The sequence below is a fragment of the Cupriavidus pauculus genome, from assembly GCF_008801835.1.
In the GTDB taxonomy this organism is placed as follows: Bacteria; Pseudomonadota; Gammaproteobacteria; order Burkholderiales; family Burkholderiaceae; genus Cupriavidus; species Cupriavidus pauculus.
The window spans coordinates 1-14,158 of the sequence record NZ_VZOW01000048.1 but is presented as its reverse complement, the minus strand read 5'-3'; the positions used below and the strand labels follow the sequence as shown (position 1 = coordinate 14,158).

General features: G+C 65.8%; 9 protein-coding genes and 1 pseudogene. 7 read left to right on the top strand and 3 right to left on the bottom strand.

Annotation, left to right across the window (positions count from 1 at the left end; genetic code table 11):
- Window positions 1–30 precede the first annotated feature (30 nt).
- The 7 genes from nirB to F7R19_RS27450 all read left to right on the top strand — a co-directional run bounded on the left by nirB (window position 31) and on the right by F7R19_RS27450 (window position 9,986).
- Window positions 31–2,601 (top strand): nitrite reductase large subunit NirB, encoded by a 2,571-nt coding sequence (gene nirB / locus F7R19_RS27485; protein WP_150982725.1) that lies wholly within the window; start codon window positions 31–33, stop codon window positions 2,599–2,601.
- Window positions 2,602–2,616: 15 nt separating this feature from the next.
- Window positions 2,617–3,000, top strand: coding sequence for a nitrite reductase small subunit NirD (gene nirD / locus F7R19_RS27480; protein ID WP_150982723.1), 384 nt, complete (start codon window positions 2,617–2,619; stop codon window positions 2,998–3,000).
- Between the two features lie 69 nt (window positions 3,001–3,069).
- A complete protein-coding gene (locus tag F7R19_RS27475; protein ID WP_223506170.1) occupies window positions 3,070–4,311 on the top strand; it encodes an NAD(P)/FAD-dependent oxidoreductase in 1,242 nt (413 codons plus the stop codon).
- A 46-nt stretch (window positions 4,312–4,357) separates the two neighbouring features.
- The gene (locus tag F7R19_RS27470; protein ID WP_150982721.1) at window positions 4,358–7,144 is read left to right on the top strand and encodes a nitrate reductase; all 2,787 of its coding nucleotides are present in this window, start codon (window positions 4,358–4,360) and stop codon (window positions 7,142–7,144) included.
- Between the two features lie 210 nt (window positions 7,145–7,354).
- Window positions 7,355–7,981, top strand: coding sequence for a helix-turn-helix transcriptional regulator (locus tag F7R19_RS27460; RefSeq protein WP_150982719.1), 627 nt, complete (start codon window positions 7,355–7,357; stop codon window positions 7,979–7,981).
- Window position 7,982: 1 nt separating this feature from the next.
- The gene (locus F7R19_RS27455) at window positions 7,983–8,990 is read left to right on the top strand and encodes an ornithine cyclodeaminase family protein (protein WP_150982717.1); all 1,008 of its coding nucleotides are present in this window, start codon (window positions 7,983–7,985) and stop codon (window positions 8,988–8,990) included.
- Between the two features lie 27 nt (window positions 8,991–9,017).
- Window positions 9,018–9,986: a threo-3-hydroxy-L-aspartate ammonia-lyase gene (locus F7R19_RS27450; RefSeq protein ID WP_150982715.1), complete on the top strand. Its 969-nt coding sequence runs from the start codon at window positions 9,018–9,020 to the stop codon at window positions 9,984–9,986.
- A 37-nt stretch (window positions 9,987–10,023) separates the two neighbouring features.
- Here the strand turns inward: F7R19_RS27450 and mdtD are convergent, their stop codons facing one another.
- The 3 genes and pseudogenes from mdtD to F7R19_RS27435 form a co-directional block, all read right to left on the bottom strand.
- A complete protein-coding gene (mdtD, locus tag F7R19_RS27445; protein WP_223506172.1) occupies window positions 10,024–11,466 on the bottom strand; it encodes a multidrug transporter subunit MdtD in 1,443 nt (480 codons plus the stop codon).
- 115 nt (window positions 11,467–11,581) lie between these two features.
- The gene (locus F7R19_RS27440; RefSeq protein WP_150982713.1) at window positions 11,582–13,696 is read right to left on the bottom strand and encodes a TonB-dependent receptor family protein; all 2,115 of its coding nucleotides are present in this window, start codon (window positions 13,694–13,696) and stop codon (window positions 11,582–11,584) included.
- A gap of 118 nt (window positions 13,697–13,814) precedes the next feature.
- Window positions 13,815–14,158 (bottom strand): annotated as a pseudogene (locus tag F7R19_RS27435) (bifunctional UDP-4-keto-pentose/UDP-xylose synthase); the annotation flags it as partial.

Here is a 14,158-nt window from a genome sequence, read left to right as displayed (position 1 = left end):
GTTACGACACTTCGGGACAAGGAAAGCATCATGAAGATCATCATCGTCGGGCATGGCATGGTCGGCCACAAGTTGCTGGAATGCCTGGCCGAGGCCGGCGCTCGTGACCTCCACGTGACGGTGCTCTGCGAAGAGCCCCGCCCCGCCTACGATCGCGTCCATCTTTCCGAATTCTTCGCCGGCAAGTCGGCCGACGACCTCTCGCTGGTAGCGCCGGGCTTCTTCGATGCGCACGACAACATGGTGCTGCGGCTCAACGCCCGAGCCACCGCCATCGACACCGCTGCCAGGACGGTGACCACGTCCACCGGCGAGACGCTGCCCTACGACAAGCTCGTGCTGGCCACCGGGTCGTATCCGTTCGTGCCGCCGCTGCCCGGCAACGATCGCAAGGACACCTTCGTCTATCGCACCATCGAGGATCTGGAAGCGATGCGCGAATGCGGACAGCGCGCCAAAACCGGTGTGGTGATCGGCGGCGGCCTGCTGGGGCTGGAATGCGCCAAGGCGCTGCGCGACATGGGCCTGGCCACGCACGTGGTGGAATTTGCGCCGCGCCTGATGGCCGTGCAGGTCGACGACGGCGGCGCCCGCGTGCTGCGCCAGAAGATCGAGGCGCTGGGCGTAAAGGCCCACACCGGCAAGAACACCGTCGACATCGTCGATGGCGTGGACGGCACGCACCGGATGAATTTCGCCGACGGCACGCATCTGGATACCGACATGATCGTATTCTCGGCCGGCATCCGTCCGCGCGATGAACTGGCGCGCAGCAGCGGTCTCGCCGTAGGCCCGCGCGGCGGCATCGTGATCGACAATCACTGCCTGACATCCGATCCGAACATCTACGCGATTGGCGAATGCGCGCTGTGGGACGGCAAGATCTACGGGCTGGTGGCGCCCGGCTATGACATGGCGCGCGTCGTGGCGCGACATCTGCGCGGCGACATCGCGGATGGCGTGGCGTTTGCCGGCGCCGACATGAGCACCAAGCTCAAGCTGATGGGCGTGGACGTGGCCAGCATCGGCGATCCGCATGGCAATGTGCCGGGTAGCCGCTCATACCAGTTCACCGACGAACGCAAGCAGGTCTACAAGAAGCTCGTGGTGTCCGATTGCGGCAAGTATCTGCTGGGCGGTGTGCTGGTTGGCGATGCTGCCGAATATGGCACCTTGCTGCAAATGATGCTGAATCGCATCGAACTGCCGGAATCGCCGGAATTCCTGATCCTGCCTTCATCCGACGGCAAGGCAAAGCCTGCGCTGGGCGCCGACGCATTGCCAGACACCGCGCAGATCTGCTCGTGCAACAACGTCAGCAAGGGCCAGATCTGCGCGGCCGTGGGCGACGGCGCCACCAGCATCGGCGCGATGAAGTCGTGCACCAAGGCCGGCACCGCGTGCGGCGGCTGCGTGCCGCTGGTCACGCAAATCATGAAAGCCGAGATGAAAAAGCAGGGCATGGCCGTCAACAACCATGTCTGCGAACACTTCCCGTACTCGCGCCAGGAGCTGTATCACCTGGTGCGTGTAGGCAAGTTCAAGACCTTCGACGACCTGCTGGCCGCCCATGGCAAGGGGCTTGGATGCGATATCTGCAAGCCCACCGTGGGCAGCATCCTGGCCTCCTGCTGGAATGAATTCGTGCTCAAGGAAGAACACGCCAGCCTGCAGGATTCCAACGATTACTTCCTGGCCAACATCCAGAAGGACGGCACGTATTCGGTGGTGCCGCGCATGCCGGGCGGCGAAGTGACACCCGACGGCCTGATCGCCGTGGGCCAGGTCGCCAAGAAATACGGCCTCTACACCAAGATCACCGGCGGCGCGCGCGTCGACATGTTTGGCGCCAGACTCGAGGAACTGCCGATGATCTGGGAAGAACTGATCGCCGCGGGCTTCGAATCGGGCCACGCCTATGGCAAGTCGCTGCGCACGGTGAAGTCCTGCGTGGGCTCCACCTGGTGCCGCTATGGCGTCGACGATTCCGTGGGGCTCGCGATCGACATCGAGAACCGCTACAAGGGCCTGCGCGCGCCGCACAAGATCAAGTTCGGCGTATCGGGCTGCACGCGCGAATGCGCCGAAGCGCAAGGCAAGGACGTCGGCATCATCGCGACGGAAAAGGGCTGGAACCTTTACGTGTGCGGCAATGGCGGCATGAAACCGCGCCACGCGGAACTGCTGGCCGGCGACCTCGATCGCGCCACGCTGATCCGCTACGTCGACCGCTTCCTGATGTTCTACGTGCGCACCGCGGACCGGCTGCAACGCACCAGCACATGGCGCGACAACCTCGAAGGCGGGCTCGACTACCTGAAGTCGGTGGTGATCGACGACAAGCTCGGCATCGGCGCCGAACTGGAAGCCGAGATGCAGCACGTGGTGGACACCTACGAGGACGAATGGAAGCGGGCCATCACCGATCCGCAAACCCGCCAGCGCTTCCGCCACTTCGTCAACAGCGACCTGCGCGACGACAACCTCGTGTTCCTGGAAGCGCGCGGGCAGATTCGCCCGGCAACGCCGGAGGAACGGAAATTGCAGCGGTCCCGCCTGAGCCACATCCCCGTGGTTGCCGTGCCCGCAAATGCAGCTTGATACGAGGAGAACGTGATGAGCCAAGCCCACCATCCCGAGACCTGGACCGCGATTTGCACCTTGCGCGATATCGTGCCCAATACTGGTGTCTGCGCGCTGGTCGGCCGCCAGCAGGTTGCGGTGTTCCGCATCGGCCGCGGCGAAGACGTCTATGCGATCGCCAATTTCGATCCCAACGCGCAGGCCAACGTGCTGTCGCGCGGCCTGGTTGGCAGCCTCGGCGACCGCTTGGTGGTGGCCTCGCCGATCTACAAGCACCATTTCGACCTGCGCACCGGCGAATGCCTTGAAGCCCCCGAACACGCCGTTGATGCGTATGCCGCGCGCGTCTACGACGGCAAGGTGTGGGTGGCGACGTCGGCGACGCAACGCGCCGCGGAAGAAGAGCTGGCCGCCTGAAGCGCAAGCCTCATCCCACCCAGCACAACGCAGCCCTTTTCGCACTTCTCGCCCCACAGGAAGCCGCCCATGACGTCGCACGCTATGTCCCATGCCAAACCCAGACTGGTCGTTGTCGGCAACGGCATGGCCGGCATGCGCACGGTCGAGGAACTGCTGAAGCTGGCGCCGGACCTGTATGACATCACGGTGTTCGGCGCCGAGCCACACGGCAACTACAACCGCATCCTGCTGTCGCCGGTGCTGGCCGGCGAGAAGACCGTCGACGACATCATGCTGAACTCGCGCGAATGGTACGCGCAGCACGGCATCGAACTGCTGGCTGGCGATCCGGTCGTCTCGATCGACCGCCCACGCCGCAGCGTGCGTTCGGCATCCGGCCGCGAAGTGCGCTACGACCGCCTGCTGCTGGCCACCGGATCGAAGCCGTTCATCATCCCGGTGCCCGGCCACACGCTCGACGGCGTGATCGCCTTTCGCGACATCCAGGATGTGCAGGCCATGCTCGATGCGGCGCGCAATCATCGCCACGCGGTGGTGATCGGCGGCGGCCTGCTCGGGCTTGAGGCGGCCAACGGGCTGATGCGCCAGGGCATGGACGTGACCGTGGTGCACCTGTCCGACTGCCTGATGGAGCGCCAGCTCGACAAGCCCGCCGCCGCGCTGCTCAAGGGCGCGTTGGAACGCAAGGGCCTGCGCTTTCTGCTGAACGCGCAGACCGCCGGAATTCTCGGCGCGGACCGCGTGACCGGCGTGCTGCTCAAGGACGGCACGCAAATTCCGGCGGACCTGGTGGTGATGACGGCCGGCGTGCGCCCCAATATCGAACTGGCCGCCAGCGCCGGCCTGCGCTGCGAGCGCGCCATCGTGGTCGACGACACGCTGCAGACATTCGATCCGCGCATCTACGCGGTGGGCGAATGCGTGCAGCATCGCCAGGCCACGTTCGGTCTGGTGGCGCCGATCTGGGACCAGGCGCGGGTGTGCGCCGCGCATCTGGCCGGCGCCGGACATCGCCGCTATGTGCAGCAGGCCACGGCCACCAAGCTCAAGGTGACCGGCGTCGACCTGTATTCCGCAGGCGATTTCATCGGCGGCGAAGGCAGCGAAGACCTGGTGCTGCGCGATCCGCGCCGTGGCATCTACAAGCGCCTGGTGCTGCAGGACGGGCGGCTGGTAGGCGCGGTGCTGTATGGCGATGTGCGGGACGGGCCGTGGTATTTCGAGCTGATCCAGTCCGCCCGTCCGGTGGGCGCGCTGCGCCAGCGGCTGCTGTTCGGCCAGGCACAGTGCGAGGCGCTAGCCGCCTGATCCCCCTCATAACCAGGGCGCTTTCGTCGCCCAGCGAGACCGACCCGTGAACCTGTCCGATATCTCCGTGGTTGCCACCGCCGCCACTCACACCGTGCGCACCACCTGCCCATACTGCGGCGTCGGTTGCGGCGTGCGCGCCACGGTGCGCGCCGATGGCCAGGTCGAGGTGCAGGGCGATGCGGATCACGCATCGAATTTCGGGCGCCTGTGCGTCAAGGGATCCGCGCTTGGCGAAACCGTCGACCTGAACGGCCGTCTTCTCCATCCGCAGGTGCGCGACGCCGATGGGTCGCCGCGGCGCGTCAGTTGGGACTCCGCGCTCGACAAGGTCGCGCGTGGCTTTGCCGACGTGATCGCCAAACACGGTGCCGACGCCGTCGCGCTGTACGTGTCCGGGCAGATCCTGACCGAGGACTACTACGTCGCCAACAAGCTGATGAAGGGCTTCATCGGCTCGGCCAATATCGACACCAATTCGCGCCTGTGCATGTCGTCGGCCGTGGCAGGCCACAAGCGCGCGTTTGGCGAGGACCTGGTGCCCTGCAACTACGAGGATCTGGACCAGGCCGATCTGGTGGTGCTGGTGGGATCGAACACCGCGTGGTGCCATCCGATCCTGTTCCAGCGCCTGACGCGCGCCAAGGAAGCGCGGCCCGCCATGAAGATCGTGGCGATCGATCCACGCCGCACCGCAACGTGCGAGCTGGCCGATTTGCACCTGCCGCTGCGCGCGGGCAGCGATGTGCGCCTCTTCAATGGGCTGCTCAGCTATCTGGCGCGTCACGGGCACACCGATGAGGCATTTGTGCAGACCCACACCGAAGCGCTGGGCGACACGCTTGCCGTGGCCGATGCCGATGGCGCCGACATCGACGCGCTGGCGCGCGCGTGCAAGCTCGATGCGCAAGACGTGCGGGCCTTCTTTGAGATGTTCGCCGGCACGCAAAAGGTCGTGACCGCGTTCTCGATGGGCGTGAACCAGTCGTCGTCGGGCACCGACAAGGTCAACAGCATCATCAATTGCCATCTGCTGAGCGGACGCATCGGCAGGCCCGGCATGGGCCCGTTCTCTCTGACCGGCCAGCCCAACGCGATGGGCGGGCGCGAAGTGGGCGGACTGGCAAATATGCTGGCCGCGCATATGGAACTGGCCAACCCGCTGCATCGCGATATCGTGCAGGATTTCTGGGGGTCTCCGGCCATGGCGGACAAGCCCGGCCTCAAGGCGGTGGACCTGTTCGAGGCTATCGAGCAAGGCAGGATCAAGGCCGTCTGGGTGATCGGCACCAACCCGTTGGTCAGCCTCCCCGATGCCGACCAGGCCCGTCGTGCGCTGGCCGCCTGCGAGCTGGTGGTGGCATCGGACATCGTCGCCGACACCGACACCAACGCTGCCGCGCATGTGCTGCTGCCCGCGCTGGGTTGGGGCGAAAAGGACGGCACCGTGACCAACTCGGAGCGCCGCATTTCGCGCCAGCGCGCATTCCTGCCAGCGCCCGGCGAAGCGCGCGCCGACTGGGACATCCTGTGCGACGTTGCGCGGCGCATGGGCTTTGCCGGCTTCGACTATGCGGGGCCGCACGAGATTTTCGACGAACATGCGCGACTCAGTGCGTGGCGCAACGGCGCCGACGACGCGCGACACGCGCCGCGCATGTTCGATATCGGCGGCTTGGCCGGATTGGACAAGGCCGCCTACGACGACTTCGAACCACGGCAATGGCCGGTCCGCGCCGCCGCACCCGGGCAGACGGCGCAAACGCCGGAACTATCCGGACTGCCGGAAACATCGGGAACGTCGCGTCTGTTCGAGGATGGGCGCTACGCATTTGCCGATGGCCGCGCGCGTTTCGTGCCGACCGCATCGCGCGCGCCAGCCCACGCGGCCGACGACGACTTCCCGCTGATCCTCAATACGGGCCGCGTGCGCGACCAGTGGCACACCATGACGCGCACCGGCAAGGCAGCGCGGCTGAGCGACCATATCCCCGAGCCGTTCGTCGACATGCACCCGCAAGACGCGCTGCTGTGCGGCGTGGGCGAAGGCAAGCTGGCGCGCGTGACCAGCCGCTGGGGTGCGATGGTGGCGCGCGTGCGCTGTGGCGGCGGCATTGCACGCGGCAATGTGTTCGTGCCGATTCACTGGAACGACCAGTTCAGTTCGGACGCCCGCGTCGGCGCGGTGGTCAATCCCGCGGTGGACCCGGTGTCCGGCGAGCCGGAGTTCAAGCACACGCCAGTGCGCGTCGAGGAATTCCGGGTCTCGTGGCATGGCTTCGTACTGAGCCGCCAGCCCGTTGGCACCGATACGCTGACGTACTGGACGCGCATCCAGGGCCGGCAATTCCAGCGCCACGAATTTGCCGGACGCGACGCCATCGCCGACCGCGGCGCATGGGCGCGCCAGTTGCTTGGCGTACACGACGCCGAAGCGGACTGGCTCGAATACGAAGACCGCGCCGCCGGCGTCTATCACGCGGGCTATGTGGTCGATGACAAGATCGAGGCTTGCATCTACGTCTCGACCCGTGCTGAGCTGCCGTCGCGCGCATGGCTGTCGCAGTTGTTCGGGCAGAGCCGGCTCGAAGACAGCGATCGCATCGGCCTGCTGCTTGGCCAGCCGCTGGAAAAAACCGCCGATGCCGGGCCAACCGTTTGTTCGTGCTTCGGCGTGGGCCGCAACACGATCTGCGATGCCGTGCGCAAGCACGATCTCAAGACGCCGGCCGAAATCACTGCCTGCGTAAAGGCAGGCGGCAACTGCGGCTCGTGCGTGCCGGAACTGCGCAGGCTGCTGGTGGAAATCCGCGTGGCCGAAGAAACCGCCTGATCCACCACTTCCGCCACTTCCACCCCACCCACCGAATCCATCGCATCCATCGCATCCACCGGATCCACCCAATCCTCCTAAGTCTGCGCGCGCTGCCGGCGCGATACGGCCCAAGTGCTTGTCGCGCCTTTTTCATGCCCGAACCTTGACATTTCGTCCACCTCTATACAAACTGTCCAGCATCATTGATGTCGGGGATGGGCAGCGCTCATGGCAAAACGCACCGCTGAACAGCGTGTATTGCTGGACCAGGTCAAGCAGATCGCCGACGGGCTGGGTCAGACGCTCGCGCCCTTTTGCGAGGTCGTGGTGCACGACCTGCTCGATCCGGAGCAATCGATCCTGGCAATCCACAACAACCTGTCGGGCCGCGAGGTGGGCGATCCCACCACCGAACTCGGCCAGGCGCGCATTACCGACCCGGATTACCCGCAGGTACTGGCCAACTATGCGAACCAGTTTGCCGATGGACGGCAAGCCAAAAGCACGTCGATTGGCATCAAGGACGGCAGCGGTCGCTATATCGCCGCGCTGTGCATGAATGTCGATCTGACGCTGTTTCGCAGCCTGCAGATGGCCATGGGCCAGTTCGTGCAGACTGCCGCCGAAGGCCCGAAGGAAACGCTCGACCCCACCGGCGCCGACGCACTGCGCGCCCGCATCGACGCCTTCGCCGCGCGCCTTGCTACCACGCCGCGCGCATTGAAGACGGAAGAGCGGCGCGCGCTGCTGGGCGAACTGAAGACCTCGGGTCTGCTCGATGTGCGCCGCGCCATGGAAACCATCGCGGCGCATCTCGGTGTGTCGCGCGCCACCGTCTACAGTTATGCACGCTGACATGCCCGCCACTTCCCACCCGCACGGCAACCACGCCGACACCGCCGCCGCGCAGTTGCTGCTGCTGGACAAGCACGCCGTCGAAGCGGCGCTGCTGCCCGACGACGTCATGGCAGCCGTGCGCGAAGCATTCGTGCTGCACAGCCATCGCGAAGGCCGGGTGTTCCCGGTGATCCGCGAGAAACTCGCCACCGGCGGCGTGTTCGGCATCAAGGCGGGCGACGTCGGCAAGCAGAACCTGCTTGGCTTCAAAGCCGCAGGATTCTGGCCCGGCAATCGCGCGCGCGGCGGCGAACCGCATCAGGCAACCATCATGCTGATCGATCCGGCCACCGGACGCCCGCTCTGCGTGCTTGACGGCAACGCCATCACCACCGCGCGCACGGGCGCGGCGGGCGGCCTCGGCCTCACTGCGCTGGCGCGCGCCGACAGCCGGCGCTTGTGCGTGTTTGGCACGGGCGTACAGGCGCGCGTGCAGGTCAGCTACGCGCTGCGCCTGATGCCGTCGCTTGCCGAGCTGCGATACATAAGCGCCAACGGCGCGCGCAGCGCCGCTTTCGAAGCGCTGTTTGCCGATCGTTGCCGTGTGACGCTGGCCACCGACCGCAACGCCGCAGTGGCCGATAGCGACGTGGTCATCACCGCCACGCCCGGCGGCGGCCCGCTGTTCGATGCGCACGCCGTGCAGCCGGGCACGCATCTGACCTGTGTGGGCGCCGATACCACCGGCAAGCGCGAGCTGCCCGAAGGCCTGCTGGAACGCGCGCTGATCGTGGTTGACGACCTCGACCAGGCACGCAGCATCGGCGAATGCCAGTGGGCGCCTGAGCTGCCTTGCGCCGAGTTCGGCGACGTGCTGACCGGCGCGGCGACGATTACGCGCAAGCCCACCGACATCACCGTTTTCGACATGACCGGACTGGCGCTGCAAGACCTGACGGTCGCACGCTTCCTGCATGAACGGGCCCTGGCCGATGGCGCCGGCACGCGCATGGCCTGGCCCTGGTAAATCCACCGCACTGCAACCCTGACCAACATGACGACCATTTCCCTGCCCACCTACGCGGATGTCGAAGCCGCTGCCCAGCGCATCGCCGGCCATGCCAATCGGACGCCAGTCAATACGTCGCGTACGCTCAACGACATGCTCGGCGCCGAGGTGTTTTTCAAATGCGAGAACTTCCAGCGCATGGGCGCCTTCAAGTTCCGCGGCGCCTTCAACGCGCTGTCAAAGTTCACGCCCGAACAGCGCAAGGGCGGCGTGGTGGCATTTTCGTCGGGCAATCACGCGCAGGGCATCGCACTGTCGGCCAAACTGCTCGGCATGCCGGCCACGATCGTGATGCCGCACGACGCGCCCGCGGCAAAGATCGCTGCCACCAAGGGCTACGGTGCCAACGTGGTGGTCTATGACCGCTACAAGGAAGACCGCGAGGCGATTGGCCGCAACCTCGCCGAGAAGAACGGCATGACGCTGATTCCGCCCTACGATCATCCCGATGTGCTGGCCGGCCAGGGCACGGCGGCGAAGGAACTGTTCGAGGAAGTGGGCACGCTCGACGCGCTGTTCACGCCGCTCGGCGGCGGCGGCCTGCTTTCGGGCACGGCGCTGGCCACGCGCGCACTGGCGCCGCAGTGCAAGTTGTACGGTGTCGAACCGGAAGCCGGCAACGACGGCCAGCAATCGCTGCGCAGCGGCTCGATCGTCCATATCGACACGCCCAAGACGATTGCCGACGGGGCGCAGACGCAGTATCTCGGCAACTACACATTCGGCATCATCAAGCGCGACGTCACCGACATCGTCACCGCATCGGACGCCCAGCTGGTGCAGGCGATGCGCTTCTTTGCCGAGCGCATGAAGATGATCGTCGAGCCGACCGGCTGCCTTGGCCTGGCGGCCGTCACGCAGATGAAGGACGCGCTGAAAGGCAAACGCGTCGGCGTCATCATCAGTGGCGGAAATGTCGATATCGCCCGCTTTTGCGAATTGATGGGCGGCTAAATGAATGGGGCGGAAGGCGGCTGGTGGCGTCTGCGCCCTACACTTCTTCCGACGGCTGGGCGGGGGCCGGGGCCGTTTGCTCCGGGTCCAGCTGCATGAAGATCCACGCCGATGCGGAGGTGATCAGTCCCACGCAGATAAAGGTGGCGTGGAACGCGGGCAGCACGTCGAAGTGATGCGATCCGATGCCGGCCTGGAAGGTGGCCAGCAGCGCGCCCGCCGAGGTCACGGCCAGGCTCATCGACAGCATCTGCACCATCGACAGCATGCTGTTGCCGCTGCTGGCGTTCACGCCGCTCAGGTCCTTCAGCGTGACCGTATTCATGGCCGTGAATTGCACCGAGTTCACCGCGCCGAAAATGGCCAGTTGCACCAGTACAATCGGCAGCGGCAGCGTTGGGGAAATCAGCGCGAATGACGCCATCACCAGTCCCACCACGAACGTGTTGGTCACCAGCACGCGACGATAACCGAAGCGTTCGATCAGGCGCGTGGCCAGCCGCTTGGACGCCATGCCCGCCACGGTGGTCGGCACCATCATCATGCCGGCGTTCAGCGGCGAATAACCGAGACTGACCTGCAAGGTCAGCGGAATCAGGAACGGCATCGCGCCGTTGCCGATGCGCGCAAACAGGTTGCCCAGCAGGCCCACGCTGAACGCGTGAATGCGGAACAGCTTCAGCGGGAACAACGGCGTCTGACTCTTGTTGGCGTGCAGGACATAGGCGGTCAGCGCCGCCATGCTGGCAATCAGCAGCATCAGCACAGTGGCGTGCTGGAAGCCCATCTCGGCCAAACCATCCAGCGAAAACGACAGCGTGACCATCGCAATCGCCAGGAACGCATAGCCGGTGGCGTCGAAGCGGCCGATGCCCGGCAACCGCGCGTTGGGCATGTACCGCACCGTGGCCAACGCGCCAATGATGCCGACAGGCACGTTGATCAGGAAGATCCAGTGCCACGAAAACGTCTGCGTGATCCAGCCGCCCAGCGTCGGTCCGATCAGCGGACCGATCATGCCCGGGATGGCGACAAAGCTGAGCGCCTGCAGATATTGTTCGCGCGGAAATGTGCGCAGCACGGACAGCCGTCCAACCGGCAACAGCATCGCCCCGCCCGCGCCCTGCACCACGCGCGCGGCGGTCAGGAACGGCAGCGTGGGCGCCCACGCGCACAGCAGCGATCCCAGCACGAACAGCCCGATGGCAACCTGAAAAATGGTGCGCGTGCCAAAGCGGTCCGCCAGCCAGCCCGACGCCGGAATGATCACGGCCATCGTCAGCGAGTACGCGATGATCACCGACTGCATGCGCAGCGGGCTTTCGCCAAGGCTGCGCGCCATCGACGGCAAGGCGGTGTTGACGATCGTCGAGTCGAGCGTCTGCATGAAAAAGCCGACGGCCACCACCCACAGCATGATGCGCAGCTTGGGGTCCTGGGGCATGGTGTCGGTCTGGGCGGGGGGCGTGGCTAGCGACATGGCGTCGACACGGGGGCAGCGGCTAAAGGTGCAACCTTAGGCCCGTGGCGCGCGGCTGGCAAGTGCGGGCGGCGAAGATCGCCCGCTTCGCACGCCGGACCGATGCGCGCCGCGCTCACATCGAGGCGCGCATGCCCACGAAGAAACGGCGTCCCGGCGCCGGTTCGTAGTAGCGGCCATTGGCTTCGTTGACGATCACCGAGCCGATGTAGTGGCGATCGGCCACGTTGTCGATACGGCCAAACACATAGAGTTGCGTGCCGCCGAGCTTGAACGTGTAGCCGGTCTTCAGGTTAAGGATGAAGTAGCCCGGCGCGGCCTGCGTGTTGAGATCGTCGGCGTATACCTTGCTGTCGGCCTTGGCTTCCACGCCAACCATCCACTGTCCCCAGGGACGGTAGGTGATATCCGCGCCGAAGCTGTGGCGCGCCGTGCCGGGCAGCCGATTGCCGGCCGCCACGGTTGCGCCCTGCGCGTTGACGAACGACTCGCCGAAATACGCATCGAGATAGGTGTAGCCGAGCCCCGCCGTGAAGCGCTGCGCGGCGCCGAACGCACCGCGCCATCCGAGTTCAAGACCGCGGCGGCGCACGCCGTCGACATTCTGGTAGACCGTGCGGCCGTTGTCGTTCGATAGCGGCACCACTTCGTTGTGACTGTCCGCATCGAACAGCGCCGCTTCCAGCCGCTGACCACCTGACTGCCATTTCATGCCGATTTCACCCTGGCGGCTGGTTGATGCCTGCAGGCCCAGATTGGCGCCAGTGCCGCCGGGGCCATAGGCCACTTCGGTCAGCGTCGGCGTTTCGAAGCCGCGGCCAAGATTGGCGTAGACGTTGAGCGTTTCATGCGCGTGCCATACCGCGCCCAGCACGGGGCTGACATTGTGATACGTCGACGTGCCGCTGTCATCGGGACTTGCCGCCGTGACGAAATGGTCGTCGATGCGCAACCGCACCATGCTGGCCCGCACGCCGCCCACCAGTTCCCAGGCCGGATGCACGGTCCAGTTGAATTGCGCATACGCGCCATAGTCGGCAGCTTCGTCGGTTTCGTCGCGCCGCAGAGCGCCCTGTTGCCCGTTGTTGTTGACGTAGCCATGGCGCGCATCGCGCATGCCATTGGCTTCGATGCCGGCGGTCCACTGCAGCGGCAGGCCGTTGGCGGTAGTCTTGCGCGTCCATGACAGCGCGCCTCCGCCATAGGTGCGATCCAGATCGACGATGCCGCCCGCCGATGACGGCGCCGCGCCGCTGAAGCCGAGCCGCTGCGTCAACTGGCGGCCGCCGCCGTAGAGCCGAAAGCTAAGGCTGTCGCGCTCGCCGAGTCGATGGTCGACGACCACACCGGCCTGCGTCTGCTCCACTTCCTTGCCCGTGTTGAACTGCGTGGCGGCGGCCACGGACTGGCGCGGATTGGCTTCGGCTTGCGCACGGGTCAGTCCGAGCGGATCCTCGGCCAGCGGCTGGTTGAAGTAGTTGAATTGTCCGGTGATGCGGGTCGCGGACGTCGGCTGCGCGACGATCTTCGCATTGAGCTGATAGCGCCGGGCGGCGCTGTGATCGCGATAACCGTCGGTCTGATAGGTCCACGCGTCGAGTGTGCCGCCGAGCTTGTCGTTGCCGCCACCGAGCGACACGCCGGCCTGCCATTGCCCGTCGGAACCGAAGCCCGACGAAGCCCTGCCGGTGAAACCCTTGGTGGGAGGATCAGGTGTGAATACCTGCACGACGCCGCCCGACGCGTTGCCGTACATCTGCGCGAACGGTCCGCGCAAAATCTCCACGCGCTCCGCATTGGCCAGGTCGAAGGTGGACGCTTGTCCCTGCCCATCGGGCATGGTGGCCGGGATGCCATCGACGAACAGACGCACGCCGCGCACGCCGAAAGTGGATCGGCTGCCAAAGCCACGCACGGCGATCTGCAGGTCCTGCGAATAGTTCTGGCGATCGCGTACGGCAATGCCGGGGCTGGTCAGCGTCAGTTCGGAAAGATTGACCAGAGGCGACGTGGCCGTGAACGGGTTGACCGCGATGCTGTCGATGGCGGCTGGCGCATCGAAGCGGCGCTGCTCGTTGCGGCTGGCGCTGACCACGACGTCGGGCAGCGTGGCGGTTTCCTGCGCATCGGCGGGCGAACAGACCGCCAGCGCCGACGGCACGAGCCAGCTGGCGATGGCCAGGCAGCGGCGTTCGAGAATGAATGACAGGGTGCTGCCGGTAGCGTGCATGGGGGGCGCGTTCCGAAAGATAGACACCTCGCACGCGCGACCATCGCGCGTGGCGCATAGTCTACCCTCAGTCGCCGCGCCCCTGCCCTACAGGCAAATACCGACTGCGCCGCGCGCCTCAGTTGCCAGCGTCGACCAGCGTGCGGGCGTCCACCACCTTGTCGCGGTACGCTTCGAAGATCCGCCGCAGCGCCTGCTCCATCGTCACCTCGGGCTTCCACCCCAGCTCATTGATCGTGTTGTCGATCTTCGGCACGCGGTGCTGCACATCCTGGTAGCCCTTGCCATAGAACTCGCCCGACGACGTCTCGACGATCTTCGTCTTGCGCGCCTCGTCCGCGTACTCCGGATAGTCGGCCGCCATCTTCAGCATCATCTCCGCCAGTTCGCGCACCGAATGGATATTGGCAGGATTGCCAATATTGAAGATCTTGCCGCTGGCCACGCCACCCTGGTTCTCGA

Excerpts from the sequence above, each read along its gene's own strand:
- nirB (WP_150982725.1), top strand. The coding sequence starts at position 31 with ATGAAGATCATCATCGTCGGGCATGGCATGGTCGGCCACAAGTTGCTG.
- nirD (WP_150982723.1), top strand. The coding sequence starts at position 2,617 with ATGAGCCAAGCCCACCATCCCGAGACCTGGACCGCGATTTGCACCTTG.
- F7R19_RS27475 (WP_223506170.1), top strand. The coding sequence starts at position 3,070 with ATGACGTCGCACGCTATGTCCCATGCCAAACCCAGACTGGTCGTTGTC.
- F7R19_RS27460 (WP_150982719.1), top strand. The coding sequence starts at position 7,355 with ATGGCAAAACGCACCGCTGAACAGCGTGTATTGCTGGACCAGGTCAAG.
- F7R19_RS27455 (WP_150982717.1), top strand. The coding sequence starts at position 7,983 with ATGCCCGCCACTTCCCACCCGCACGGCAACCACGCCGACACCGCCGCC.
- F7R19_RS27450 (WP_150982715.1), top strand. The coding sequence starts at position 9,018 with ATGACGACCATTTCCCTGCCCACCTACGCGGATGTCGAAGCCGCTGCC.
- mdtD (WP_223506172.1), bottom strand. The coding sequence starts at position 11,466 with ATGTCGCTAGCCACGCCCCCCGCCCAGACCGACACCATGCCCCAGGAC.
- F7R19_RS27440 (WP_150982713.1), bottom strand. The coding sequence starts at position 13,696 with ATGCACGCTACCGGCAGCACCCTGTCATTCATTCTCGAACGCCGCTGC.